General features: G+C 71.9%; 23 protein-coding genes. 11 read left to right on the top strand and 12 right to left on the bottom strand.

The window, feature by feature from the left end; translation table 11 throughout:
• Positions 1-2: 2 nt before the first annotated feature.
• Together ACIOD2_RS22295 and ACIOD2_RS22290 are read right to left on the bottom strand one after the other, a co-directional pair.
• Positions 3-1,625 (bottom strand): PTS system mannose/fructose/sorbose family transporter subunit IID, encoded by a 1,623-nt coding sequence (locus ACIOD2_RS22295; protein WP_400540961.1) that lies wholly within the window; start codon positions 1,623-1,625, stop codon positions 3-5.
• A 7-nt stretch (positions 1,626-1,632) separates the two neighbouring features.
• Positions 1,633-2,109, bottom strand: a complete 477-nt coding sequence (locus ACIOD2_RS22290) for a PTS system mannose/fructose/N-acetylgalactosamine-transporter subunit IIB (protein ID WP_400540958.1) — start codon at positions 2,107-2,109, stop codon at positions 1,633-1,635.
• Positions 2,110-2,521: 412 nt separating this feature from the next.
• Between ACIOD2_RS22290 and ACIOD2_RS22285 the strand changes: the two genes are divergently transcribed.
• The 3 genes from ACIOD2_RS22285 (at position 2,522) to ACIOD2_RS22275 (ending at position 6,333) form a co-directional block, all read left to right on the top strand.
• A complete protein-coding gene (locus ACIOD2_RS22285; protein ID WP_400540955.1) occupies positions 2,522-3,787 on the top strand; it encodes a ricin-type beta-trefoil lectin domain protein in 1,266 nt (421 codons plus the stop codon).
• A 253-nt stretch (positions 3,788-4,040) separates the two neighbouring features.
• Complete coding sequence (locus ACIOD2_RS22280) at positions 4,041-4,991, top strand: MBL fold metallo-hydrolase (protein WP_400540952.1); 951 nt, start codon at positions 4,041-4,043, stop codon at positions 4,989-4,991.
• A gap of 145 nt (positions 4,992-5,136) precedes the next feature.
• Complete coding sequence (locus tag ACIOD2_RS22275; protein WP_400540949.1) at positions 5,137-6,333, top strand: glycoside hydrolase family 64 protein; 1,197 nt, start codon at positions 5,137-5,139, stop codon at positions 6,331-6,333.
• Here ACIOD2_RS22275 and ACIOD2_RS22270 read toward each other — a convergent pair.
• From ACIOD2_RS22270 to ACIOD2_RS22260, 3 genes are all read right to left on the bottom strand, one after another.
• The gene (locus ACIOD2_RS22270; RefSeq protein ID WP_400540946.1) at positions 6,326-6,526 is read right to left on the bottom strand and encodes a hypothetical protein; all 201 of its coding nucleotides are present in this window, start codon (positions 6,524-6,526) and stop codon (positions 6,326-6,328) included. The two genes, ACIOD2_RS22275 and ACIOD2_RS22270, sit on opposite strands and share 8 nt — an antisense overlap.
• Before the next feature lie 70 nt (positions 6,527-6,596).
• Positions 6,597-8,960 carry an ATP-binding cassette domain-containing protein gene (locus ACIOD2_RS22265; RefSeq protein ID WP_400540943.1) on the bottom strand — a complete coding sequence of 788 codons (2,364 nt, stop codon included), beginning with the start codon at positions 8,958-8,960 and terminating at the stop codon, positions 6,597-6,599.
• A 47-nt stretch (positions 8,961-9,007) separates the two neighbouring features.
• Complete coding sequence (locus tag ACIOD2_RS22260; RefSeq protein ID WP_400540940.1) at positions 9,008-9,352, bottom strand: VOC family protein; 345 nt, start codon at positions 9,350-9,352, stop codon at positions 9,008-9,010.
• A gap of 107 nt (positions 9,353-9,459) precedes the next feature.
• On the opposite strand from ACIOD2_RS22260, the gene ACIOD2_RS22255 reads away from it, so the two are divergent.
• Positions 9,460-10,266, top strand: coding sequence for an esterase/lipase family protein (locus ACIOD2_RS22255; RefSeq protein WP_400540937.1), 807 nt, complete (start codon positions 9,460-9,462; stop codon positions 10,264-10,266).
• On the opposite strand, the gene ACIOD2_RS22250 is transcribed toward ACIOD2_RS22255, so the two are convergent.
• The 3 genes from ACIOD2_RS22250 to ACIOD2_RS22240 are packed head-to-tail and all read right to left on the bottom strand — an operon-like array spanning position 10,256 to position 13,133.
• On the bottom strand, positions 10,256-11,098 hold the full coding sequence (locus ACIOD2_RS22250; RefSeq protein WP_400540934.1) for an ABC transporter permease: 843 nt from the start codon (positions 11,096-11,098) through the stop codon (positions 10,256-10,258). The genes ACIOD2_RS22255 and ACIOD2_RS22250 overlap by 11 nt on opposite strands.
• Positions 11,095-12,009: an ABC transporter ATP-binding protein gene (locus ACIOD2_RS22245; RefSeq protein WP_400540931.1), complete on the bottom strand. Its 915-nt coding sequence runs from the start codon at positions 12,007-12,009 to the stop codon at positions 11,095-11,097. Before ACIOD2_RS22245 ends, ACIOD2_RS22250 begins: the two co-directional genes overlap by 4 nt.
• Positions 12,006-13,133, bottom strand: coding sequence for a hypothetical protein (locus tag ACIOD2_RS22240; RefSeq protein ID WP_400540928.1), 1,128 nt, complete (start codon positions 13,131-13,133; stop codon positions 12,006-12,008). The genes ACIOD2_RS22245 and ACIOD2_RS22240 overlap by 4 nt, the downstream gene beginning before the upstream one ends.
• A 202-nt stretch (positions 13,134-13,335) precedes the next feature.
• Here ACIOD2_RS22240 and ACIOD2_RS22235 point away from each other — a divergent pair, with 202 nt between their 5' ends.
• Both ACIOD2_RS22235 and ACIOD2_RS22230 read left to right on the top strand, forming a co-directional pair.
• On the top strand, positions 13,336-14,406 hold the full coding sequence (locus tag ACIOD2_RS22235) for a methyltransferase (protein ID WP_400540925.1): 1,071 nt from the start codon (positions 13,336-13,338) through the stop codon (positions 14,404-14,406).
• Between the two features lie 137 nt (positions 14,407-14,543).
• Positions 14,544-15,164 carry a rhomboid family intramembrane serine protease gene (locus ACIOD2_RS22230; protein WP_400543171.1) on the top strand — a complete coding sequence of 207 codons (621 nt, stop codon included), beginning with the start codon at positions 14,544-14,546 and terminating at the stop codon, positions 15,162-15,164.
• On the opposite strand, the gene ACIOD2_RS22225 is transcribed toward ACIOD2_RS22230, so the two are convergent.
• Both ACIOD2_RS22225 and ACIOD2_RS22220 read right to left on the bottom strand, forming a co-directional pair.
• Positions 15,157-15,672 (bottom strand): YceI family protein, encoded by a 516-nt coding sequence (locus tag ACIOD2_RS22225; RefSeq protein ID WP_400540922.1) that lies wholly within the window; start codon positions 15,670-15,672, stop codon positions 15,157-15,159. The two genes, ACIOD2_RS22230 and ACIOD2_RS22225, sit on opposite strands and share 8 nt — an antisense overlap.
• Entirely contained in the window at positions 15,669-16,214 is a 546-nt protein-coding gene (locus ACIOD2_RS22220) for a hypothetical protein (RefSeq protein ID WP_400540919.1), read from the bottom strand. Before ACIOD2_RS22220 ends, ACIOD2_RS22225 begins: the two co-directional genes overlap by 4 nt.
• A gap of 119 nt (positions 16,215-16,333) precedes the next feature.
• Between ACIOD2_RS22220 and ACIOD2_RS22215 the strand changes: the two genes are divergently transcribed.
• Positions 16,334-19,051 (top strand): ATP-binding protein, encoded by a 2,718-nt coding sequence (locus tag ACIOD2_RS22215; RefSeq protein WP_400540916.1) that lies wholly within the window; start codon positions 16,334-16,336, stop codon positions 19,049-19,051.
• Positions 19,052-19,180: 129 nt separating this feature from the next.
• A complete protein-coding gene (locus ACIOD2_RS22210) occupies positions 19,181-19,942 on the top strand; it encodes a trypsin-like serine peptidase (RefSeq protein WP_400540913.1) in 762 nt (253 codons plus the stop codon).
• Between the two features lie 62 nt (positions 19,943-20,004).
• Here ACIOD2_RS22210 and ACIOD2_RS22205 read toward each other — a convergent pair whose 3' ends face one another.
• Together ACIOD2_RS22205 and ACIOD2_RS22200 are read right to left on the bottom strand one after the other, a co-directional pair.
• Positions 20,005-20,832, bottom strand: a complete 828-nt coding sequence (locus ACIOD2_RS22205; protein WP_400540910.1) for a hypothetical protein — start codon at positions 20,830-20,832, stop codon at positions 20,005-20,007.
• A gap of 149 nt (positions 20,833-20,981) precedes the next feature.
• A complete protein-coding gene (locus ACIOD2_RS22200; RefSeq protein ID WP_400540907.1) occupies positions 20,982-21,611 on the bottom strand; it encodes a TetR/AcrR family transcriptional regulator in 630 nt (209 codons plus the stop codon).
• A gap of 87 nt (positions 21,612-21,698) precedes the next feature.
• On the opposite strand from ACIOD2_RS22200, the gene ACIOD2_RS22195 reads away from it, so the two are divergent.
• The 3 genes from ACIOD2_RS22195 to ACIOD2_RS22185 all read left to right on the top strand — a co-directional run bounded on the left by ACIOD2_RS22195 (position 21,699) and on the right by ACIOD2_RS22185 (position 25,871).
• Positions 21,699-23,399 carry a TIGR03086 family metal-binding protein gene (locus ACIOD2_RS22195; protein WP_400540904.1) on the top strand — a complete coding sequence of 567 codons (1,701 nt, stop codon included), beginning with the start codon at positions 21,699-21,701 and terminating at the stop codon, positions 23,397-23,399.
• 1,024 nt (positions 23,400-24,423) lie between these two features.
• On the top strand, positions 24,424-25,251 hold the full coding sequence (locus ACIOD2_RS22190; RefSeq protein ID WP_400540901.1) for a hypothetical protein: 828 nt from the start codon (positions 24,424-24,426) through the stop codon (positions 25,249-25,251).
• A 32-nt stretch (positions 25,252-25,283) separates the two neighbouring features.
• Positions 25,284-25,871, top strand: coding sequence for a TetR/AcrR family transcriptional regulator (locus ACIOD2_RS22185; RefSeq protein ID WP_400540898.1), 588 nt, complete (start codon positions 25,284-25,286; stop codon positions 25,869-25,871).
• Positions 25,872-25,887: the final 16 nt, after the last annotated feature.

Raw genomic sequence — 25,887 nt, 5'->3', positions numbered from 1 at the left:
TCCTAACTCTTCGCAGGCCCGGCGGGTGCGAACCAGCCGAGCCACCCCAGTGCGACGCCGACGACCATGACGACCGCGATGATCCAGATCGGCCGCATCCGCGCCTTCGCCGCGAGCAGGTACACCCCCGCCGTGACCAGCACCGGCAGCAGGAACGGCACCAGCTCGTCGAGCCGGTCCTGGATCGCCACCGCCTGCGTCACCGCCTGTCCCTGGACGGTGGTGGTCTGCCGGTAGGTCAGCGTGGTGACGACCTTGACGATCGACGGGATGAAGCCGCCGAGCACCACGAACCCGAGCACCGTCGCACCCTGCGCGACGCGGGCCAGCGCGCCGGCCGCGAGGTGCCCGGCCAGCCGTTTCCCTTCACGGTACGCGAACCCGAACTGCCACCGCCGGATGAGCGCGTAGGGCACCAGCACCATGACGGCGGCGAACACCGGGCCGAGCCAGTTGCCCTGCAGCGCCCACGACGCGCCCATGGTGAAGATGATGCTGTTGTACAGCGCGAAAACGAGGGTGTCGCCGATGCCCGCGAGCGGGCCCATCAGGGCGACCTTCGTGCTGGCCGCCGACGTCGGGGTACCCGCCTCTTCCAGCGCCACGGTGGAGCCGAGGATCAGCGGCCCGCCGACGAGCACCGAGGTGTTGAAGAACTGCATGTGCCGCTGCAGCCCGGCGGTGTAGTCGGCCTTGTCGGGGTAGAGCCGGCGCAGCACCGGTTCCATCGAGTAGGCGAAGCCGAGCGCCTGCATCCGCTCGTAGTTCCACGAGATCTGGCTCGACCAGAAGTACCGGCGGTAGGCGCGGCGCAGGTCCTGCTTCGTCAGCCGGGGGTCCACAGTGGACTCTTCGGCGGTTTCCGCCGCGGCCGGCACGACCGCCGGCTCCTCGCGCTTGAACGTCACGAACAGCATCGCCATCGCGACACCGACCAGCGCGACGCCGAGCACCGGCAGGTGCAGGTAGGCGAACCCGACGAACCCGATGAGCAGCAGGTACCAGTACTTTCGCAGCTCCATCATGCCGAGCAGCAGCGCGAAGCCGACCGCGGGCAGCAGCGACCCGGCCAGCGTCATGCCGTTCACGAACCCGGTGGGGATGTCCTCCGTGATGTCCTTGACCAGCCCGCCGGACGCGGCGAGCGCGGCGAGGAACGTCGGGATCGCGCGCACCGCGACCCAGGGGATGAGACTGACCCAGTGGATCATCGCCATCCCGCGCGCGTTGCCGTCGGCGGCGTAGGCGTCTGCCCGGTGCACCAGGCCGGTCGTCACCATCTTGCCGACCGGGTCCAGCGCGGACAGCAGGACCGCCGCCGGCAGCCCGACCCCGAGCCCGACCGCGACCTGCGCGGACGTGCCCCCGGCGGCGCTCGCGGCCAGCGCGGTGCCGACGATCGCGCCGGTCTGGTAGTCCGGGATCGTCGCCCCGCCGTAGGTGTAGACGCCGAGCGCGGCCAGCTCCAGCGTCGCGCCGATCAGCAGGCCGAGCAGCGGGTTGCCGGTGATCAGGCCGGCGACCGAACCGGCGATGAGCGGGCGCTGGGCGTAGATGAGGAACGGGCCGAGCCCGTCGTAGGTGCAGTAGACGGCCCAGACGGTCAGGGCCAGAGCGACGAGCATTCCGGGCTCAGAGCCCCTTTCGATCGAGCAGCGCGACGAAGTCGGCGGCCTTGTCCTGGGGCATGAGCTGGGTGACGACCGGGACGCCGGCCGCGGCCAGCTTCCGGTAGCCGGCGGCCTCGTCCGCGGTGACCGCGATCGAGCGGGTGACCATGGTGTAGTCATCGCCCGGCCGGGGCGCGGCGTTGCCGACGTTGACGACCTCCGGGCGCAGCCCGCCCTCGACCAGGCGGAACAGGTCCTCGGGGTGCTTGGTGATGATCATGACGCCGTCGCCGGCGGGCGCGAGCAGCGTGTCGGCCACCGACAGCACGTCGGTGGGCAGCCCGCGGGCGGCTTGCGGGAGCAGGATCCGCTGCAGGTCGTCGGCGGCGACCTCGTCGTTGCAGACGAGCAGCCGGCGTACGCCGAGGCGGCGGGTCCAGGCGACGGTGACCTGCCCGTGAACCAGCCGGTTGTCGATCCGGACGTGTACCCCCGCCATGATTCTCCTCCCCAGTGGCAGGAGACATCCTGGTTCGTGCCAGTAGCGGTGTCAATACTGCGTGTGACCAAACGCATGTACCGACAAGACAGCTCCGCGCGGGCCGACGGCAGGACCCCTCAGACCTCCCGTCGGCCCCGTGCGCGCGAAGCTCCTCTTGGTACCCCGGATGGAAATTCCCGGACCCTCCCATAAAGGTATATACCAGTATGGACCGTCTAGATCGACTGTCAAGACCCGTACCGCTCAGCGGACCACGGGGGTCCTGGCCGGGCCGCGGCCCGTGGGTGGTTCACCCCAAGCTGTCCGTTCTTGTCAGTGACAGCCATCGGCGCCCGCTCCTATCATTCCGAGTGGTCTAGACCGCCTGCGTACTTCTCGTCCACTGCCGCATCGGGAAGGCGGAATCGTCGTGACCGCAAGAACCTGGCGCCTCGCCGCGCTCAGCACCGCCCTCGTGTTCGCCACCGCGTTGCTCCCGTCCGCCGGGGCCGCCGACAACGATGGCACCGAACAGCTCCCCGGCCACCTCCGGACACCGTCCACCACGATCGCCGCCCCGAAGTCGACCGTCTGTGACGGCGACGGCACCAGCGGTAAGCGCGTTCAGGCGCTGTACGTCCGCGGGAACGGGCAGGCCGACCGGTACTCCCAGTTCGTCGCCCAGTTCCAGACCTTCACGAGCCAGATCGACGACGCCTTCGTCGAAGCCGCGAGCCGGCTCGGCGGCGGCGTCCGGCACCTCCGGTACGTCACGGATTCCAGTTGCCGCGCCACCGTCGCGAACGTGACGATCGCGCAGGGCGACATGGCGACCGTCGACACGATCACCAACGCCATCAAGGCGCAGGGCTACAACCGGGCCGACCGCAAGTACATCGTCTGGTACGACAAGGACGGCTGTGGCCTGGCGTTCGGCAACGGCGGCAACGACAGCCCGGGCGCGAGCAACCCGTACAACGCCGGCCCGCACTACGCCACGGTCGGCACCGGCTGCTGGTCCTGGCAGGCGACCGGCCACGAGTTGCTGCACACCCTCGGCGCCGTCCAGGGCAGCGCGCCGCACTCGACGCCGTACGGCCATTGCTGGGACGACGAGGACATCATGTGTTACGACGACGGCGGCATCCCGAACCCGCCGGGCGGCCTGGTGAAGGTCTGCCCGGGCGCGCCGGAGAACCAGATCGACTGCCTGGGCGACGACTACTTCAACACCAACCCGCCGTCCGGCAGCTACCTGGCGACGCACTGGAACGTCGCGAACAGCGCGTACCTGATCACGACCGGGACCGCGAACCCCTCGGGCGCGATCACCGGGATCGGCGGCAAGTGCGTCGACGTCAGCGCGTCCGGCACCGCCAACGGCACCGCGATCCAGCTGTGGACCTGCAACAACACCGGCGCGCAGCGGTGGACCGTGCAGAGCGGGACGCTGCGCGCGCTCGGCAAGTGCCTGGACGTCGCCTCCAGCGGCACCGCGGACGGCACGCTCGTGCAGCTGTGGGACTGCAACAGCACCGGCGCCCAGACCTGGCAGGCGCGGTCCGACGGCTCGCTGCTCAACCCGCAGTCGGGCAAGTGCCTCGACGCGACGGGCAATGCGTCGGCCGATGGCACCCGGCTGGAGATCTGGACGTGCGCGGGCACGGCGAACCAGCGATGGCAGGTGCCGGCCTGACGCGAAGGTGATTTTCTCCGAAAGAGGTTCCCATTCGGAGGGAAACTGGCAGAATGCCCGATGACCTGCCGGTTTCCCTCCGCATCCAGAACCGATCCAGCACTCGCCGGGAACCCGGCGAAATCCCGGCAGAAAGCGCGCAACCTGGCCGCGCCCACGTCGTTAAGCGCAACGCCGGTCCTTCCCGCTCAGGCGGGGTGGCCGGCACGCTGCGAAGCCGGGCCGTTACGGCTTCGCCCAGGGAGGGAAAGCAATGCCGGCCGTCACCGCGAACATCGTCCCGCTCCGGCACGCGCGCCCGGGGGTCGTGGCGTACGTGAAGAGCCCGGACGAATGGTTCGTCGCCAACAGCGGGTGGATCCAGGGCAGTGAAGGCGTCGCGCTGATCGACACGTGCGGCACCGAGCAGGCCACGCTGGAGCTGGTGCGGGACGTCCGCAAGTACGCGCCCGAGAGCGCGAAGCAACTCACCGTGGTCGTCACGCACGCGCACGGTGAGCACCACAACGGGGTCGGGGTCGCGCTGCGCGACGGCGGCACGGTGCTCGCCGCGCCCGCGAGCGTCGAGGTCGTCAAGGCCGGGCCGCAGACCTACGGCAACGTCTTCACCTGCACCCAGTGGGGCGTGCTGGAGCCGCCGGAGCCGGCGGCGGTCCGCCCGGTCGTCGGCTGGCGGCGGCTCGACCTCGGTGACGCCGTCGCCGACGTCGTCGCCGTGCCGGGCACCGCGCACACCGCGGGTGACCTCGTGGTGCACGAACCGCGTTCGGGCACGCTGTTCACCGGCGACCTGGTGTTCATCGGCAGCACGCCGATGGCGGTGCACGGTTCGATCCCCGGCTGGCTCGACGCGCTCGACTGGCTGCAGGACACGTTCCGCCCGCGGACGCTGGTGCCGGGCCACGGCCCGGTCGCGAACCCGGGCCACACCGCCGTGCACACGATGCGCGTCTACCTGGAGTGGCTGCTCGAGGCGACCGCGCGCAGCCGTGACTTCTCGAAGCTCGCGACCCAGGCGTCGCTGCGCTGGCCGACGTGGAGCAACCCGGAGCGCCACATCGGCAACCTGATGCGCGCCTACGCCGACCAGCACGGCCGCAAGCTGCACGTGGACCTGGCGATCGACGCGGTGATCGCGGCCGCGGGCGGGCGCATCGACCTGGACTACCTGCTGGGCGCCGAACCGGCCCGCCAGATCTCCTGAAGCCCTGTGACGAACCGCTCGGCGACGGACGCTGGGCCGGACGGCGGCTAATAACCATCAGCCTTTGACAACCTCTCCTCGCCTCGCCGACTCTGAAGTGGTCTGAACAACTTGTGATCACCGGCCCTCGACGAGGAGGCGCCCCGTGCGTACGAGACTTCCCTTCCGACGGCGGTTCGGAGCCATGGCCGCGGCGCTCGCCGTCGCCGCCGGGCTCGCGACCGCCCTCGCCCCCGCCGCCGACGCGGTGCCGGCCACCATCCCGTTGAAGATCACCAACAACTCCGGGCGCTCCGACCCGATCTACCTCTACGACCTCGGCACGTACCTGGCGACCGGGCAGCAGGGCTGGGCCGACGCGAACGGCACGTTCCACGCCTGGCCGGCCGGCGGGAACCCGCCGACCCCGGCGCCGGACGCCTCGATCCCCGGGCCCGCCAACGGCGGCTCGATCACCATCCGGATCCCGAAGTTCTCCGGCCGGATCTACTTCTCCTACGGGCAGAAGCTGGTGTTCAAGCTGACGACCGGCGGCCTGGTGCAGCCCGCGATCCAGAACCCGTCCGACCCGAACGTCAACATCCTCTTCAACTGGTCCGAGTACACGCTCAACGACGGCGGGCTCTGGCTCAACAGCACGCAGGTGGACATGTTCTCCGCGCCGTACGCGGTCGGCGTGCAGCCCGTCGGCGGCACGACGAAGAGCACCGGGCACCTGAAAGCGGGCGGCTACAACGGTTTCTACACCGCGCTGCGCGGCCAGCCGGGCGGCTGGGCCAACCTGATCCGGACGCGCTCGGACGGCACGGTCCTGCGCGCGCTCGCCCCGGGCCACGGCATCGAGATGGGCGTGCTGCCCGCGAACGTGCTGCAGGACTACATCAACCGCGTCTGGACGAAGTACAGCTCGTCGACGCTGACGGTGACCCCGGTCGCCGACCAGCCGAGCGTGAAGTACTCCGGCCGGGTCTCGGGCAACGTCATGAACTTCACCAACACCTCCGGCGGGTTCGTGACGGCGTTCCAGAAACCCGACTCCGACAGCGTTTTCGGCTGTTACAAGAACCTCGACGCGCCGAACGACGTCCGCGGCCAGATTTCGCGCACGCTCTGCGCGGGCTTCAACCGCTCGACGTTGCTGACCAACGCCAACCAGCCCGACACGAGCTCCGCCGGGTTCTACCTGGACGCCGTCACGAACCACTACGCGCGCAAGATCCACGCGCAGATGGCCGACGGCAAGGCGTACGCGTTCGCCTTCGACGACGTCGGCCACTTCGAATCCCTGGTCAACGACGGCAACCCGGCGACCGCCTACCTGACGCTCGACCCGTTCAACTGAGCTCGACGTAGCCCGTCTCCGGCACCACCGGCGTTTCCCCGAGCACGTCGAGATCGACGTTCCCGTGGGTTTCGACGGTGTACGCCGGGACGGGCACCGCCGTGCCCACCTTGACGATCACCACCGGCCGTCCGCACGCGGCCAGTTCCAGCACCAGCAACGGCACGACGAGTGCCGTAGTCCGCTTTCGCATGACTGCTCACCCCGATTTGCTCCACCACTCCCATGGAGAACACGTGGGGCGGAGCACCGCGGTTCAGGCGTCACTTCGCGACGTAGGCCGCCAGGTGCTCGCCGGTCAGCGTCGACTCCGCGGCCACCAGTTCCGCCGGCGTGCCTTCGAAGACGACCGTGCCGCCGTCGTGACCGGCGCCGGGGCCGAGGTCGATGATCCAGTCCGCGTGCGCCATCACGGCCTGGTGGTGCTCGATGACGATCACCGACTTCCCCGAGTCCACCAGCCGGTCCAGCAGGCCGAGCAGGTTCTCGACGTCGGCCAGGTGCAGACCGGTCGTCGGCTCGTCGAGGACGTAGACGTCGCCCGCGGAACCCAGGTGCGTGGCCAGCTTGATCCGCTGGCGCTCACCGCCCGAGAGCGTGGTGAGCGGCTGGCCGAGCCGGAGGTAGCCGAGGCCGACGTCGGCGAGGCGCTCAAGGATCTTGTGCGCCGCCGGGAGTTTCGCCGCGCCGTCGCCGAAGAACTCCTCCGCCGCGGCCACCGACATCGACAGGACCTCGCTGATGTCCTTGCCGCCGAACTTGTAGTCCAGCACCTCGGCCTGGAACCGCTTGCCCTCGCAGACTTCGCACGGCGTCGCGACGCCGGCCATCATCCCGAGGTCGCTGTAGATCACGCCGGCGCCGTTGCAGTTGGGGCAGGCGCCTTCGGAGTTGGCGCTGAACAACGCCGGCTTGACGCCGTTCTCCTTGGCGAAGGCCTTGCGGATCGGCTCGAGCAGCCCGGTGTAGGTCGCCGGGTTGCTGCGCCGCGAACCGCGGATCGCGCCCTGGTCGATCGAGACGACCCCCTCGGTGCCCTCGACCGAACCGCGGATCAGCGACGACTTCCCGGAGCCCGCCACGCCGGTGATGACGACGAGCACGCCGAGCGGGATGTCGACGTCGACGTCACGCAGGTTGTGCGTGTCGGCGCCGCGGACCTCCAGTGCACCCTCGGACTTCCGGACCTCGTCCTTGAGCGCGGCCCGGTCGTCGAGGTGGCGGCCGGTGATCGTGTCGCTCTTGCGCAGGCCTTCGACGGTGCCCTCGAAAACGACCTCGCCGCCTTCGGAACCGGCCTTCGGGCCGAGGTCGACGACGTGGTCGGCGATCGCGATGGCCTCCGGCTTGTGCTCCACGACGAGCACCGTGTTGCCCTTGTTCCGCAGCTGCAGCAGCAGTTCGTTCATCCGCTGGATGTCGTGCGGGTGCAGGCCGATCGTCGGTTCGTCGAAGACGTAGGTGACGTCGGTGAGCGACGACCCGAGGTGCCGGATCATCTTGGTGCGCTGGGCTTCCCCGCCCGACAGCGTGCCCGAGGGCCGGTCGAGGCTCAGGTAGCCGAGGCCGATTTCGACGAACGAGTCGAGGGTGTGGCTGAGCGCCTCCAGCAGCGGCGCCACCGACGGCGCCTTCAGGCCGCCGACCCACTGGGCGAGGTCGCTGATCTGCATCGCACAGGCGTCGGCGATGTTGACCTTGCCGATCTTCGACGACCGGGCCTCCGGGCCGAGCCGCGTGCCGTCGCATTCGGGGCAGGTGGTGAAGGTGACCGCCCGCTCGACGAACGCGCGGATGTGCGGCTGCATCGAGTCGACGTCCTTGGACAGCATGGACTTCTGGATCGACGGCACCAGCCCCGAGTACGTCAGGTTGATGCCCTCGACCTTGATCTTGGTCGGCTCCTTGTAGAGCAGGTCGTCGAGCTGGCGCTTGGTGAACTTCTTGATCGGCTTGTCCGGGTCGAAGAAGCCGCAGCCGCGGAAGATGCGGCCGTGCCAGCCCTCCATGCTGTACCCCGGGATGGTGATCGCGCCCTCGTTGATCGACTTCGTCTCGTCGTAGAGCTGGGTGAGGTCCATGTCGTTGACCGCGCCCCGGCCCTCGCACCGCGGGCACATGCCGCCGAGGATGTTGAAGCTGCGACGCTCCTTCGTGGTGCGGCCGCCCTTCTCGAGGGTGACCGCACCGGCGCCGCTGATCGAGGCGACGTTGAAGGAGAACGCCTGGGGCGAGCCGATGTGCGGCTTCCCCAGCCGGCTGAACAGGATCCGCAGCATCGCGTTGGCGTCGGTCGCGGTGCCGACCGTCGAGCGCGGGTCGCTGCCCATCCGCTCCTGGTCGACGATGATCGCCGTCGTCAGCCCGTCGAGGACGTCGACGTCCGGGCGCGCCAGCGTCGGCATGAACCCCTGCACGAACGCGCTGTAGGTCTCGTTGATCAGCCGCTGGGACTCCGCGGCGATCGTGCCGAACACCAGCGAGCTCTTTCCCGAACCGGAGACCCCGGTGAACACGGTCAGCCGGCGCTTCGGCAGCTCGACCGTGACGTCCTTGAGGTTGTTCACCCGCGCGCCGTGCACCCGGATCAGGTCGTGGCTGTCGGCTTCGTGCGGCGCCTTGCTCATCGGTGTCTCCATCTTGTCCGGGCGGGCCTGCGAGCGATCCAACCAGGTCAGCTGTCCTGCAGCACACCCAGAACGTTGCCGTCCGCGTCGGTGAAGGTGGCCACGAGGCGGCCGCCGCCGACGTCCTTCGGCGCGTCCTTGACACTGCCGCCGGCCGCCGTGACCTCGGCGAGCTTCGCCTCGATGTCGGACACGTGCCAGTAGCTGACCGGCCCGGTGCCCGGCGCCGCGCCACCCGGCACCAGCCCGATGTGCTGGCCGCCGACGTCGTAGCCGACGTAGTAGGCCGAGTCGGCCGTCGGCTCGGCGCCCAGCAGGGCCGTGTACACGGCCTTGGCCTTCTCCAGGTCGGAGACGGGGTGCAGGACGGTCTTGATGCCTTCGGTGCTCATGGTCACTCCTGGTTGTCGTCTTCTGTGGCACCGACGCTACGACCGGGGCGATGACCTGCGCTTCTCGATTCCTGATCGGTCTCGGTTCGCCGGGGCATGATGGAGACATGCGGATCACGGCCTGGTGGCGCGGCATCAGCCCGCGACGGCGCCTGATGCTGAGCGGGGTCGCCGTCGTCGTGGTGCTCGCGGTCGTCGTGGCCGTCGTCGTCACCTCCGGGACCAGCGCCGCACCCCAGGCCGGGACGCCGGACCAGGACCAGCCCGGGCCGGTGCTGCTCGTGCCCGGTTACGGCGGTGGCCAGGGCGCGCTGAACGAGCTGGCGGCGCGGATCCGGCAGACGACGGGACGCACCACCGAGGTGCTCACCCTGGCCGGCGACGGCACCGGTGACCTGCTGGAACAGGTCGCGGTGCTCTCCTCGGCGGTCGAACGCGCGTACGCGGCCGGCGCACCTTCGGTGGACGTCGTCGGCTACTCGGCGGGCGGCGTCGTGGCCCGGCTGTGGGTCGGCCGCGACGGTGGTGAGCACCAGGCCCGCCGGGTCGTCACGCTCGGCGCCCCGATGCACGGCACCGGCCTGGCGACGGCGGGCGGCGCGCTCGTCCCGGGCGCCTGCCCCACCGCGTGCGTCCAGCTGGCGCCGGGCAGCGCGCTGCTGCAGGAGATGGCGAAGGACCCGATCCCGTCGACGCTGCCGTGGCTGTCGCTGTGGACCGAACGCGACGAGACGGTGACTCCCCCCGACTCGGCCCGGGTCGACGGCGCGGTGAACGTCGCACTGCAGCAGGTGTGCCCCGGAAACCAGGCCGGGCACGGCGACCTGCCCACCGACCCCGCCGTCACCGAGCTGGTGCTGCAGGCGCTGGGCACCACGCCGCTCGAGGCACCGGCGGAATGCCTCAGCTCGTGACGTCCTTCGTGGCGAAGTTCGCCCAGGCCGCGCCGAAGAACACCACGATGTAGCCGGCCTGCAGCAGCAGGCCGTGGTCGATGTTGCGCCACAGCACCGGGTCCCGGAAGAAGTCGATCCACGAGAGCCAGTAGTGCGTCGGCAGGTAGGGCTTCACGGACGCGGCCGCGTCCAGCGTCTCCAGCACCGAGCTGGTGATCAGCACGGCCAGCCCGCCCAGTGCGGCGCCGAGCGAGGAGACGGTGACCGTCGAGAGGAACACCGTGATCGCGGCGAAGCCGAGCATCGACACGACGATGTAGGTCACCGCGCCGAGCAGCCGCAGGCCCAGCCCGGACGAGCTGAGCGACTGCCCCGACAGCGACGTCACCCCGGCGGGCTGCCCGCCCGGGCCCGCGACGCCGGGGGTGCCGCCGGTGCCGAACAGGATCACGCCGAGCACCAGCGACGTCAGCACGACGATCACGATCGCGGCGGTGACGTACACCGCGATGGCGATCATCTTGGCGCCGAGCAGCCGCGTCCGGCCGACCGGGCGCACCAGCAGGTAGCGCAGGGTGCCGCCGGACGCCTCGCCCGCGACCGAGTCCCCCGCGACCACGGCGACCGCGATCGGCAGGAACAGTGGCAGGACCAGGGCGAGCGCGGCCGCCGGGTAGAGCGCGCCGTCGTTCACCACGGCCGACAGGAACGCCCCGCCCTGCCCGGGCGGCGGCGCGAAGTCGGCCGTCGCCAGGAAGATCCCGACGATCGCGGGGAGCAGGCACAGCAGCAGCACGCTGACCCAGATCCGCGGCCGCAGCACGAGTTTCCGCAGTTCGACGGCGATCACCCGGCCACCTCCCCGAACCGGTCCGAACCGGGGCCGGTGAACTCGAGCACCACCTGTTCGAGGGTCCGCCGCTCGGCGTCAATGGACGCCACGCGCACGCCGGCCTCGACGAGCATCGCGTTCAGCGCGGCCGGGTCCTCGTGCCGGATGACCAGGCGGTCGCCGTCGCGGGACTCGAGCTGCCCGTCGAGGACCGCGGCCGCCGCGGCGGCGTCCGGCGTGCCGACGAGCACCCGGCCGGTCAGCGCCCGCAACGACGTCAGGTCCTCCTCCAGCACCAGCCGGCCGCGGTCGACGACACCGACGCGGGTGCACAGCTGCTCGACCTCGGCCAGCAGGTGGCTGGACAGGAACACCGTGGTCCCGCCCGCGTTCAGCTCGACCAGCAGCTCGCGGATCTCCTTGATGCCCTGCGGGTCGAGCCCGTTGGTCGGCTCGTCGAGGATCAGCAGGCGCGGCTTGCGCAGCAGCGCGCCGGCCAGCCCGAGCCGTTGCCGCATGCCCAGCGAGTACGCCTTCACCGGCCGCTGGTCGACCGCGCCCAGCCCGACCTGCTCCAGGGCGTCGTCGATGCGACGCCGCCGGGTGCGCCGGCCGCCGCCGCGCCCGGAGGCGTCGAGCAGCGCGAGGTTCCGGCGCCCGGACAGGTGCGGGTAGGCGGCCGGGCCCTCGACGAGCGCGCCGACGTCCGGCAGCACCTCGGAGACCCGCTTCGGCACCGGCTTCCCGAGGACCTCGATCTCGCCACTGGTCGCGTAGACCAGGCCGAGCAGCATCCGGACCAGCGTGGTCTTGCCCGAGCCGTTGGGACCGAGGAAGCCGTACCGGTCGCCTTCGCGCACGTCCAGGTCGACGGCGTCGACGGCGAGCACCCGGCCGTAGCGCTTGGTGAGCCCGCGGGTGACGATCATCGGCCGCTCCGGCGCAGCCGCGACAGCTCGTCCGCGACCGTCCGCAGCACCTGCGGCGTCACCGTGCCGGCCAGCAGGTACGAGCGACGGGAGAACGTCGAGCGGACGATCGCCAGCGACAACGGCGTGATCGACAGCTGCACCACGGTCCCCGCCGCCAGTTTGGCCTCCACGCCGCCTGCCTTCCCGGCCGCGTCGCTCGCGGCGTTCCCGACGTTGCGCGGCACGGCGATCACGGCGAAGGCCGCCAGCCCGGTGCCGTAGAGCGCGGCGCCGGAGACGCCGCCGAAGCTCGACGACGCCAGCGGCCGCCCGCCGAGGGTGGCCGGCAGCACCGCCTGGCCCAGCGCGCCGAGCGCGTCCGTGACGTCCGGGGCGCTGGCGACCGAGAAGCCGGAGCCGAGCACCGGCCGGGGCGCCTCGACGGCCGGCGTCGTCTGCTCGACCTGCTGGAACGCGGTGCTGAGGATCGGCGCCTGCTGCCCCCGCGCGGTCACCTCGACCCGCACCGGCAACCCGGACGCCGGGTCGGCCCAGAGGTCCACCTGGCCGATCGTGGTGTCCTGGTCGGCCGGGACCAGCCGCAGCCCGGACGCGTCGACCCCGGCGACGCGCCGCGCGGGCAGCGTGGTCACCGGGTCGTTCTTCGCGGCCGCCAGTACCCGCCGCGCGAGCTCGGGCGGCAGCAGGTCCCCGGCCCGCGGCAGCCGCACGCTCGGTTCGCCGATCAGCTCGGTCAGCGCGTTGGCGCCGTAGTCCCAGGTGTATTCACCGTCGGGCAGCCGGTAGACGTCGTGCTCGCCCGCGGTGCCGATGACGTCGAAGCGGTAGCGGTCCGGGCCCGCGTACCAGGCGCGCATCCGCGTCGTCCCGGCGAAGAGCGCGGCGACGTCGGCGAGGTTCGGCAGCTCCGGCAGGGCGAGCGAGCCGGAGCTTTCGGCGTACCCCTGGTACGGCCGGGCGGCCGAAGCCAGCACGAGGGCGCGCAGGCGGGCCGGGTCGATCGACACCCCCGCGGACGGCAGCGCGGCGACGACGGCGGGCACCGTTACGAGGACAAGGGTCACCGCGGCGACCACCGCCCATCGGCGCCGCTTTTCGTGCCGCACCACCGAGGGCGTCATCCGGCATCACCTCTGTCGTCCTTTCTACGCCATGAACTCGGGCCTCAGTCCTTACGAAGGGCTGTGAATCCGGGGCTACAGTCAGGGCGTGACAACTCCCGTTCACGCTGCCGCCGTGCGCTAGTTCCCGCGGTCCGTCCCGATCACCCGCCTACCCCGCGGGTCCCAGTCGTGCCCGCAGCAGGAACGGAACCCCCTTCCCATGGCTCATCTCGTCATGCCCGGCGAACCCCGCCGGACGCTCTTCTCCCCACCCTCGCGCCAGGCGGTCTTCGCCGACGAACGGCTCTCGGCCGATGCCGCCCTGCGCACGATGTCGGCCGGCGTCGCGCTGCTCTGGCGCGGCGGCTACCCGGCGGCGCGGCAGCTGCTCGACGCCCTGTCGCGGCGGCTCCCGCCACCGCCGTCGCCGGACTACGCCGTCTACCGGGCCCATCGCGCACAGCGGGCCAGGCTGCTTTCGCTGCTGTACGTGCCGCTGGATCCCGGCCACGTCGTCCCGCTGCGCCGGGCACCGGACGTCCGCACCGCCTGCACCGCGGTCCACGACCCGCTCGACGTGCCCGCGGCGGTGCCCCTGCGGGAGCTGCTCGGCGCGCTCGGCGCGGCCGAATGGCGCCGGACCGGGATCGCCGTCCCCGCGCTCGGCGCGCGGATCCACCCGCACCACGGCGTTTTCGCGCCGGTGCGCCAGGAGTACGTCCAGCTGGTCGCGGAAACGCCGTTGCCCGCCACGGACCTCGCGTTCGACGTCGGCACCGGGACCGGCGTGCTCGCCGCCGTGCTCGCCCAGCGCGGGGTGGCGCGGGTGGTCGCGACGGACGCCGAGCCCCGCGCCGTCGCGTGCGCGGCGGAAAACCTGGCCCGGCTGGGATTCGGGGCGCGCACCGAGGTCGTGCGGACGGACCTGTTCCCGCCCGGCCGGGCGCCGCTGGTGGTCTGCAACCCGCCGTGGCTGCCGGGCCGCGCCCGCACGGCGCTCGACCACGCCGTGTACGACCCGGGCAGCCGCGTGCTGCGCGGCTTCCTCGACCGGCTGCCGCGCCACCTCACCCCGGCCGGGGAAGGGTGGCTGGTGCTGTCGGACCTCGCCGAGCACCTGGGGCTGCGCACGCGAGCCGACCTCCTCGGCTGGATCGCGACGGCGGGCCTCGAGGTCGCCGGCCGTCTCGATACGGCACCCGAGCACCCCCGCGCCGCCGACCAAGGCGACCCGTTGCACCGGGCCCGCGCCGCGGAGGTCACGTCCCTCTGGCGGCTGCGGGCGGCCTGAGCACGGCCGTACGGTCACGGCTCGGTCCACAACCCCGGATCCGGGCCGTGACCCGGCTATTCTCTGGCCACGAACACGGCTAGGGGGACGACGTGAGCACGACCAGCGAGGGCACACCGCAGAGCAACGCCGAGGCGATGATCGCCGAGGCCAAACGGGCCCTGTGGGTGATGGTCGGCCTGCTGGCCGTCCTGTGGGCGCTGCAGATCGTCAACTCCCTCGACGACTACGGCCTGAGCCACGAGTTCGGCATCGAGGCGCGCGAACCGGGGTCGCTGCCGGAGATCTTCAGCGCGCCGTTCCTGCACCTCGGCTGGGACCACATCGAGGCGAACTCCGGCCCGCTGTTCGTCTTCGGCTTCCTCGCGGCCTACCGCGGTGTGAAGAAGTGGCTCGGCGTGAGCGTGCTGATCATCGTCGCGAGCGGGCTCGGCGTCTGGTTCGTCTCGCCGTCGAGCTCGGTCACCGTCGGCGCCAGCGGCCTGGTGTTCGGCTACTTCGGCTACATCATCGTGCGCGGCCTGTTCGACCGGCACCCGATCGACATCGTGATCGGGCTCGTGATGGCGTTGTGCTTCGCCTACCAGTTCTCGTCGCTGCTGCCGACCGACGAGCAGGTCAGCTGGCAGGGCCACATGTTCGGCTTCGTCGGCGGCATCGTCGGCGGCTGGCTGTTCCGCGACCGCCGTCCCAAGGCCGTCGCCGGGCCGGACGCGACCGACCCGGCGACCGTCCTGCTCCCGAAGGACCTCAGCTAGGCGGCTCGAGCCAGGCGTCGACGACGATCCGCACGTACCGGCCGATCATCGGCCGCGGCGCGCGCACGCCGAGCGGCGCCCGGTCCAGCGTTCCCGTCGCCCGCACGCGCACCCCGCCGGGCCCGCCGTCGGTGGGCGGCGCGACGGTGAGCGTCAGCGGGCAGGACGTCCCCCGCAGCTTCAGCGTTCCGGTCACCTCCCAGCCTTCGTGCCGCCGGATCCCGGTGGCCTCGAAGACCAGCTCGGGGTGGGTGGCGCTGTCCAGGAACCGCGGCTTCCGCAGGTCGGCGTCGCGGCGCGGGTTCTTCGTGTCGAGCGCGCCGAGGTCCAGCGTGGCCGCGACGGCGGTCACCCCGCCGCCGGTCACCTCGACGGTGCCCGCGGTGACCGGGATCGTGCCGCGGACGCGGTTGAAGCCGAAGTTGCGGACCTCGAACGTGGCCGTCGTCCGGCTGCTCAGGACGGTCCAGGTGCCGGTGCGCAACGCGGGCGCGGTGTGCGGCGTCATCGTGCGACCGCCGTCTCCGGCAGGTCCGCCCGCAGCACGCGGTGCAGGTCGATGCGGTCCGGGCCGGGCAGCAGCGCGGGGTCCTCACCGGGCAGCAGCTCGGTGCTCATGACCGCCCGCTGGATCGCCTCGATCGTCTCGATCGACGCGGCGAAGCCGACGATCACCGTCGTGCGGTCCGGCGCCGTCAGGACGTAGGACGGCCCGATGCCCTCGACGTCCCGGATCGCGGGCCAGATCCGCTCGGTGCTCGCCCGCCGCTCGGCGGCCATCCGCTCGGCGGTGCGCGGGCCGTCGAACCAGCTGAGCTGGGCGAACCGCGGTTCGGCGGCGGTGGTCCGGACGTCGGCGACCTCGTAGACGCCGCCGTCGAGCCAGGTCGTCCCGGCCGGCTGCCGGGCCGCCTCGGCGGCCGCGGCGTCGGGCCAGAAGGCGACGACGGCGCCGTTCAGGCCGCCGACCTGGGTGAGCGTGCAGGTGCCGAGCGAGCCCGGGAGCAGCTCCCCGAGCGGGCCACGGAACTGGTGGACGGTGGCGTGCATGGCGGTTCCTTTCCGCTGGTCATCTGTTGGGTACGACTCTCGGCCGGAACCGGCCGCCGGACATCAGTGCCAGTACGGAGCACGGCACTGAAACCGGGCACGGAGGGGATACTGCTCGGGTGACGCGCAGTGAGCCGTTCGTCGGCCGGTCCGGTGCCGTGGCGGAGCTGCGGGCGCGGCTCGCGGCCGCGGCCGGCGGCACGGGCGCGCTGGTGCTCGTCGGCGGCCCGGCCGGGATCGGCAAGACCCGGCTGGTCGAGACCGTCACCGGCGCCGACGCCGTCTGGGGCCGCTGCGTCGACGACCCCGGCGCGCCGCCGCTGTGGCCGTGGCGCCGGGTGCTGCAGGCGCTCCCCGCGGCCGGGGCCGAGGTCGCGCGGGCCCTGGCCGACCTCGACGGCCACGACGGCGCCGACCTGGTCGCGGCCCGCTTCCGGTTCGTCGCGCTGGCCGCCGACGCCCTGGTCGCGGCGGCCGAGCCGAGCGGTCTCGTGGTGGTCCTCGAGGACCTGCACTGGGCCGACGAGGCGTCACTGCGGCTGCTGCGGCACCTCGCCGGAGAGATCCGCCGCTCCCGGCTCGCCGTCGTCGCGACCTACCGCGACACCTCGTTCGACGCCGACCTGCTCGGCCGCCCGGGCACGGAGAGCCTCCACCTGGAGCCGCTCACCGAGCCCGACGTCCGCGCCTACCTGGCCGAGATCGGCCGGTCCGGCGAGGACGTCCGGGACGTGCTGCGGCGCTCGGGCGGGAACCCGCTGTACCTCAAGGCGGTCGCGCGGTCGTCGGCCACCGACGGCGGCCGCGCCGAGCTGCGCCACCTCGTCCGCACCGCCGTCGCCGCGCTCGACGCCGGCGCTCGGGAGCTGCTAGCGATCGCGTCGGTGCTCGGCGAGGACGTCGACGCGCACGTCGTCGCCGAAGTGGCCGGGCGGCCGGTCGACGACGTCGTCCCGGCGCTCGACCGGGCGGCGCGTGCCGGGGTGCTCGCGCCCGGGATCGCCGGGACCCGGCGCTTCGCCCACGCCGTGGTGCGCGACGGGATCTACGCGGACCTCGACCAGGGCGTCCGCGAGGACCTGCACGCCCGGACGGCGGCCGTCCTGGAGCGCGAACCGGCGCTCGCCGGGGTGGTGGCGGGGCACTGGCTGCGGTCCGCGGCCACCCCGGACGCGCTCGCCCGCGCGGCCCGCTGGGCCGAGGTCGCGGCCCAGGACGCGAAGCGGTCCTTCGCCTTCACGGAGGAGGCCCGGTTCCTCGCGCTCGCAGTCGACTCGCGGCGCCGCGCCGGTGCCTCGGACGGGCTCGGGGCGTTGCTCGTCGACCTCGCGACGGCCGAGTACCGGGCCGGGCGGTTCGCGCAGAGCTTCGAGCACGCGCGGGAAGCGGCCGGGCTGGCTCCGGAGCTGCTCGTCGCGGCGGCGCTGGTCGTCCGGGACGTCGCCGCGCCCGATCTGCTGGCCGGGATGGCCGAGCTGACGGCGTCGGCGCTGGCCCACGCCGGTCCCGACGCGTACCCGGTCGTCCGGGCGAAGCTGCTGGCCCAGTCGGCGTCGATCGCGGCCGACCGCGGGCGGGGCGGCGAAGCGGTCAAGACCGCGGACGAGGCGCTGGCCCTCGCCGAGCAGGCCGGCGACGAGGAGGCGCGGATCGACGCGGTCCGCGCCCGGCTGAAGGTCCGCCCGCTGGAGCTGCCCCTGACCGAACGGCTGCGGCTCGGCGCCCTCGCCGTCTCCCTCGGTGGCACCGGGCGGCCGCTGGTGGCGTTGTGGGGGCACAAGTGGCGGGTGGACGCGGCGTTCGAGGTGGGCACGATGCCCGTCGTCGACGCCGAGCTGGCCGGGATCGCCGCACTCGCGACGACGACCCGGCTCCCCCTGGTCCGCTGGCACTGCCTGCGGCTGCAGGCCTCCCTCTCGGCCTACCGCGGCGCGTTCGCCCGGTCCCGCGAGCTGAACCGGCTCGCCTCGGAGCTCGCCGGGTCCGAGCTCGCCGAAGACCGGTCCACGGTCGGCCTGACCTTCGCGTTCGCGCTCCAGCTCGCCCTGATGGTCGGCGACCCGGGTGAGCTGCCCGAGGGCTACGAGGAGCTGCTGGCGATCGCGCCGCCGTTGCCGATCACGCTCATTTCGCAGCCGCTGTCGGCCCTCGTCCTCGGCCGGCGCGACGAGGCCCAGGCCGGGTACGACGCCCTGCGCCCCCTGCTGCGCGACCCCGACTTCCTCGGCCACACACCCGGCGTCGGCGTCAACCTGGTGCCGTTGCTGGAGGAGTTCCGCGACCTCGAAACGGCGGAGTGGCTGGCCGAACGGTTCGACGGCGAACCCCCGTTCGCCTCGGGCGGCGCGGGCACCTTCTGCGGCGACTGCTCCAGCAGCTGGTCAGCCCGCCTGGCCGCGCTGCTGGACCGCCACGACGAGGCCGTCCGGCTCTTCGAGGAGTCGATCGCGTGGGACACCCGCCTGGGCGCCCGCCCGTACGTGGTCCACAACCGCGTCCGGCTGGCTTCGGTGCTCCTGACCGGCGGCGACGTGCAGCGGGCGGAAACCCTGGCGCGCCAAGCCGCGGAGGAGGCCCGCAGGCTGGGCATGCCCGGCTGGCTGCGGGACGCCACGGCGTTGCTGGACCGCACCCGGCCGGCCGCCGACCCCCTGACGGGTCGCGAGCGCGAGATCGCCACGCTGGTCGCGGAGGCGCTGAGCAACCGCCAGATCGCGCACCGGCTGGTGCTGTCCGAACGCACGGTGGAGAGCCACGTCCGCAGCGTGCTGGCCAAGCTCGGGCTGGCGAACCGGACGGAGATCGCGACCTGGGTGCACCGCCGCGAGCGGACGTAGACCGTCCACAGTGGACCTCTTGAATCCGGAACCCCTGAATCCTGGGTCCCCGGTGTGAACCGCTGTGAGAACGCTGTGGATCGGTCCCGGCGAGATGCCGACCCGGCGCCGCTGTGGTGATCTGGATCGGTGGCGAACAAGTTTCTCCGGACCGCGGTCCTCGCGGCCGCGTCGTTGCTGGTCCTGGGGACCGGCGTGGCCGTCGGCGCGAACTCGACCGCCGACGACGCCTACGCCGCAGCCGCCCCGATCGCCGCGCCGGTCACCGCGCCGCCGCGGGTCGCCGCCGCGCCTGCCCCGGCCCCGGCGGTGTCGCCGGTCGGTGCGTTGTTCGCGAACGGGAGCCACTTCTGCAGCGCGAGCGTCGTGCACTCCGACGCCGGTGACCTCGTCCTCACCGCCGCGCACTGCGTCAAGGACGGGATGACGTTCGCGCCCGGTTACCACGACGGTGTCGCGCCGCTCGGAATGTGGACCGTGACGGACGTGGCCGTCGCGGACGGCTGGAAGTCGTCCGCCGATCCTGATCTCGACTTCGCGTTCCTCACCGTTTCGCAACCGGGAAACACGGCGTCGGTGGAAAGCCTGGCCGGCGCCGACACCCTGGGAATCGCTCAGGGATTCGACCACGAAATCACTCTTACGGGCTACCCCGACACGACCGATTCCCCGGTCGTCTGCACCGGTCGGACAACCCGTTCGGACACTTATCAGCAACGCGTCGCGTGCCCCGGTTTCCCGGACGGCACCAGTGGCGGGCCGTGGGTCACGAATGGCGTAGTCATCGGCGTGATCGGCGGTTACCAGCTCGGCGGCGACACCCCGGACGTCTCCTACAGCGCCTATTTCGACGACGACGTCCAGAAGCTTTACGCGTCGGCCAACGGCTGAACGCGAACCGGGCCCGCGTCCCTGGCGGAGGACGCGAGCCCGGGTCGACCCCTCGTGAACCCTCAGCAGGTCACGATGAGCCCGGTGAGCGCCGAGCACGTCTTCGACGCGCTGTCGTTGGCACTGGTCGGATCCGCCGGCGAGCTGGTGGTCTTCTGCACCGACGTGGTGTACGAGCCGAGGGCGAGCAGGCCGCCGTTGACCGAGAACTTCGCCGTGGCCGACGCGCCGGAAGCCAGCGACGCGACGTCACAGTTCAGCGTCCGGGTGGTGCCGACGTGGGCACACCCGGTCGAGCTGCCGTACGAGAGGCCCGGCGCATACGTTGCGACGACCCGGATCCCGGACGCGGCCGACGGGCCGGTGTTCGTCACGGTCAGGGTGTAGTCGATGCGCGCGTTGAGCCCGCCGTGGCCGGTCGCGGCGAGCGCGACCTTGACGTCGGCGATGGTCGACGGGTTGCCGATCGTGATGACCGGGCCGTCGAGGGTCTCGAACGCGTAGTTGTCGCCGACGAACTGGTGCTGCAGCGTGAACGAGCCCGGCGCGGCGGTGTCCTTGACGCGCAACGTGAACGTCGCGGTCTTGGTGCCGCCCGCGGCGAGGTCGCCGAACGCCGCGCGGTAGCTGCTGCCTTCCCGGAAGCAGCCGACCTCGGTCGTGCCGGCGCAGCCCACGACGTCCGCGACGTCGGTGATCGGCGTGGGCGTGCCGTAAATGGCCGCCTTCGCGAATGTCACCGTGAAATCTTGGGGGTTGTAAACCGTTTCCGAGACAGTGAAAGTCTGTCCCGGCAGCACCGTTGTCGGGCTGACTTCGACAGAACTGGTGGGCGGGGCCGCGTTCGCGGCGGGCGCCATCGCGATGAACGCGGTGGCCAGTGCGGCCACCGAAGACAGAATCGTTGTCCGTCGCCAGCTTCTTCGCATAGTGGTGTTCTCGCCGTTCAGTCGGGGAATGCCGCTCTGACAATGCTGCTGTTCAGTCGTCGCGTCCCCGGAATTCGTTACCGCCATCCGGCGGCGCCCCGGCACCACCGTCAGGACGGACGCCAGCGGCCGTTCATCTCACCCGGGCGCGGCGGTGGACCCGGCAGATCCGGGCCGTCACCCGACTCCAGCCCTTCGACGAGCATGGCGAGGTACCGCCGCCGCAGCTCGCTGGTCCGCACCGGATCTTCGACGCGGATCGCCGCGCAGCACTCGAGGATCATGCCGACGTCCTCGGTGACGGCGTCGCGGCGCAGGCGCCCGCTCTCGCGCGCGCGGTCGACGAGCCCCGCGGCGAGCTCGTTCGCGCGGCGGGCGTCCATCCCCATCTCGTCCGTCGGGGTGAACGTGCCCGCGAGGTGGACGGTCAGCGAATGCACGTCGGCCTCGACGACCCGGCCGAGGAAACCGGTGAGCGCCGCCCAGCCGTCCGGTTCCACCTCCGACGCCTCGGCTTCCGAGATGAACCGGCGGAGACCGTCGTGGCAGAGCCGGCAGAGCAGGAACTCCTTGCTCGGGTAGCGGCGGTAGAGCGCGCTGATCCCGACGCCGGCCCGCTCGGCGACGGCCGAGATCGGGGCCTTCGGATCCAGCAGGAAGACGTCACGGGCGGCGTCGAGGATGACGACGTCGTTGCGGGCGGCCTGGCCACGGCGGCCGGGCAGGGCGGTCTCGGGCATGAACCGAGGATAGCACTGGAACGGATCGTTCCGCTCTGCTATCGTACGGAACGAAGCATTCCGTTCCAGCGTTCTCGAGGAGTAGCCATGACGGTCCCCGCCCTTCGCCCGTTCCGCGCCGAAGTCCCGCAGTCCGCCCTGGAGGACCTGCGGGCGCGGCTCCAGCGCGCCCTCTGGCCGGACGACCTGCCCGCCGAGTACGGCGTCACGAACGAGCGGGTCCGCGCACTGGCCGAGTACTGGCTGGAGAAGTTCGACTGGCGGGCCTTCGAGGCGCGGCTCAACGCGTACCCGCAGTTCGTCACGGAGATCGACGGCGAAACGATCCACTTCCTGCACGTCCGCTCGTCCCGCGCGGACGCGACCCCGCTGCTGCTGACCCACGGCTGGCCGGGATCGGTCGCCGAGTACCTCGACGTCATCGGGCCGCTGACCGAGCCGGAGTCACCCGAGGCGCCGGCGTTCCACCTGGTCGTCCCGTCGCTGCCGGGCTTCGGTTTCTCGGGCCCGGTCAAGTCCGCGGGCTGGGGCACGAACCGCACCGCGGCGGCGTGGGCCGAGCTGATGGAGCGCCTGGGTTACGAGTCGTACGGCGCGGCGGGCAACGACGCGGGCTCGATGATCTCGCCGGAGATCGGCAGGCTCGCGCCGGAGAAGGTCGTCGGCGTGCACGTCACGCAGCTGTTCTCGTTCCCGTCGGGCGACCCGGCGGAAATGGCGGACCTGAGCGAAGCCGACCAGGCCGGGCTGGCGCACCTGCAGTGGTTCTACGAGAACATGTTCTCCTTCAACCAGCTGCACAGCCAGCAGCCGCACACCCTGGCGTTCGCGCTCGCCGACTCACCGCTGGGGCTGCTGGCGTGGAACGCGCAGCTGTTCGGCGAACACCTCGACGCGGACTTCGTCCTGGCGAACGTCGCGCTGTACTGGCTGACGGGCACGGGCGGCTCGTCGATCCGCTTCTACTACGAAGACGCGCACACGACGTCGCACCCCTCGGAGCCGACCACGGTCCCGACCGCCCTGGCGATGTTCAAGGGCGACTTCCAGTCGATCCGCCGGTTCGCCGAGCGCGACCACGCGAACATCGTCAGCTGGAACGCCTACGACGCCGGCAGTGGCAGCGGCGGCCCGCGTGACGCGGCCGGGCACTACGCGGCGCACGAGGCGCCCGAGGTCCTGGTGGCCGACATCCGGCGGTTCTTCGCCGGCCTGTCCCGCACCTGGCCCGTCCTGGAGCAGGCCCACGCCGCGCTGCGCACGGCCGTCGCCGGAATCGACGACTGGTCTGCGCCGACCCCGTGCGCGGACTGGAACGTCACACAGGTCTTCCAGCACGCGGCGGGCGACCAGCTGGGCTACGCGGCGTCCATCACGGGCGAGCCGGGCCCGGACTTCAACCCGTTCGCCCCGTCGGGCACCCTCGCGGTCCCGGCGAGCGACTTCCTGGAACCCAAGCTGGCGGCGGCCAAGGCCGCGTTCGCCACGGTGACCCCGGACGCCACCGCGGTCCCGACCCCCCTCCCCCAGGGCGCACTGCCGGCCCAGGTGGCGGTAGGCGCGGCCGCCCTGGACGCGGCAGTCCACGCATGGGACATCGCAGTGGCCACGGGCGCGCGGTCGCCCCTGACCCCAGCCCTGGCGGCGGCGTTGCTGCCGGTGGCCCAGGAACTGGCGGAACCACTGCGAGGCTTCGCCTACGCCCCAGCACTGCCCACCGCCTCGGGCGACGACGCGGTGTCAACGCTGCTGCGCTACCTGGGCCGCGACCCGCACTGGACAGCCTGAACCCACCACGCCGCCGACCCTCCGGAGTCCTTGTGAGGCTTGGCAAACCGGCCCACCATGCTCCCACTCCGGCCGGTGTCGTTCCCCGCTCACCCCTGACCACAATCCGCACCAGCCAGCCCAAGCCCACCCCTCCACCACGGCGATCCTCCAGAGTCCTTGCAAGGCTTAGCAAAACAGGCCCACCTCGCCCCCACCGACCAGCTCGATCCCCGCACCACCACGACCCGCACCAGAACGAGACCCTGCTCCTCACCGAGGCAAAGCCGGGGAACCTTCCCACCGCGGTGAACCTCCCCACCCAGGTGGCGCGTTCCCTTCACCGATGACCGGCTCCTCCCCACGCCGGGCTGACACGAATTCGACTTCGACCGCCAAAAGCCCGGCGCCGGGCACGCACGAGATCCGCACCACCCCGCGAGCAGACCGATCCGTCTCAACCCCGCCGCTCGCCGTAGCCCGCGGCCGAAACCACCTCACCGCGGCGACTCCGCAACCGCGGCCCCGCTCCCTCACGGAGAAACCGGCCTCACCCCGGCGCCGAGGGTACCCGCAGTCGACACCGAACGGCGACCAGCCCAAGCAGCCTCAAGCCCACCCCTCACCGCGGCGCGCGGCCGAAACCGCCTCACCACAGCGAACTCCACGACCGGCCCTCACCCAGCGCCGGATGCACCCAAGATCGGCACCAACCCGCAACCGGTCCAACCAGCCTCAACCCCTCACCGCAGCGCGCAGCCGAAACCACCTCACCGCAACGAACTCCACAACCGTGCGACCCGCCCCCTCACCGAGAACCAACCTCACCCCGGCGCCGGATTTCGACCTCGACCCGCCAAACAGCCCCGAGCCGAGACCTCCCCTGGCGGCGAGACCAATCCAGACCATTTCGCGACAAACGCGCCCGTCACCCAAGCCCCATCCACAATGGACTCACCCAGGATGCCCCGTGCCGAGACAACACCCCCGAGCAACCGCCGAAAACCCGTTGCCCCGCAAGGAACCGCGATCCTAACCTCGATTCATGACGAACCGGCCCTTCCGTTGGGACCTCGTGCGTCCCGACCAGGTCGGGACGCTCCTCGACGACACCCAAGAACCCCGCCTCTGGTTCCTGCCCGCGCTCACCGATGCCACCGCCAAAGTCCTGGCCCGCTCCGGAAACGGCGAGCTGCACTTCGTCGGCCGCTCGCTCGACAGCATGCACGACCTGCTCGGCGGGGCCCTGGAACGCACCTCCTGGCACGACCGCGTCCACCAGCTGCCGATGTCCCTGAAACCCCGGCGGGACTTCACGACCCACGACACCGCACTGCTGCGGGAGCACCTCGCGGCCGCCGGGATCACGCCGCACCGGCTGGCTCGGGGGACGCGGCCCACCGTGTTCGTCGACCTTGTGCACGAAGGCGAAACCTTCACCGAGCTGTACCGGCAGCTGCGCCGGTGGATCGTCGAGGACCGGGAGGCCTGGCCGGTGATCCGGCGGAAGCTGCGGTTCCTCGGCGTCACACCCCGCCGGCTGTCCTGGCGGTGGCGGGACGACGCGGGCTGGCCGGCCGAGCTGCCGGCGGCCGCGGTCCGGAACGTTTCCCTCGACCGCGACGTCTGGTACTACTTCGGCGACCACCAGCCGAAGCTCACGCCGTCGTTCCCGCGGCAGCGGTGGACCGACGAGAGCGTCCGGACTCCCGACCGCGGGAAGGCCACCCGGAGCGCCCTGGCCGAGGCGTTCGCGCTGGTCGACGCCGGGCGGGCGGCCCGGACGCGGGAGCAGCTCGTCCGGACCATGACGCGAGAGCCCGCGATGGCCGAGTCGTGGCTGCGCACGCTGGTCACCGAACTGCACTACTGACCGGCGGGTCAGCAGGCGGTACGGTGAGCCGCATGGCGCGGAAGGCGGTGTCGGTGCGGCGGGAGGAAATCGTCCTCGCCGCGCTCGAACAGGTCCGGGCGCGGGGCATCGCCGGGGTGCGAGCGGCCGACGTCGCCAAGGCGCTCGACGTCAGCACGGCCTTGATCTTCTACCACTTCGGCACGCTCGAAACCCTCATCATCGAGGCGTTCCGGCAGGCCGCCGAGAACAACCTCGCGGTCCTGCGCGGCGAGCTCGACCGTGGCGGCCCGGTCGGTGAACGGCTGCGGGCCGTCCTGGCGCTTTACGGCCCCAGCGAACCCGCCCACGGCTGGAAACTGTGGATCGAGGCGAGCGCCGCGGCGATGCGCGACACCCAGTTGCGTGCCGTCCTGCAGCGGCTGGACCTGCGGTGGCGGGACGCCGTCGTCGCGCTGATCGCCGAGGGGGTCGGGGCCGGCGAGTTCCGGTGCCCGGACCCGCACGGCGCCGCCTGGCGGCTGACCGCGCTGCTCGACGGGCTCGCGGTGCAGGTAGTCGCGCGTGAGGGCACCGTCAGCGCGGCGGACTGCGCCGGCTGGGTCGAGCAGGCGATGACGCACGAGCTGGGCTGCTACTGACCCACCGATCAGGAGG

Origin of the sequence: Amycolatopsis sp. NPDC088138, from assembly GCF_044741685.1 — a bacterium.
GTDB lineage: Bacteria > Actinomycetota > Actinomycetes > Mycobacteriales > Pseudonocardiaceae > Amycolatopsis.
This window is presented reverse-complemented; position numbering and strand designations above follow the sequence as displayed.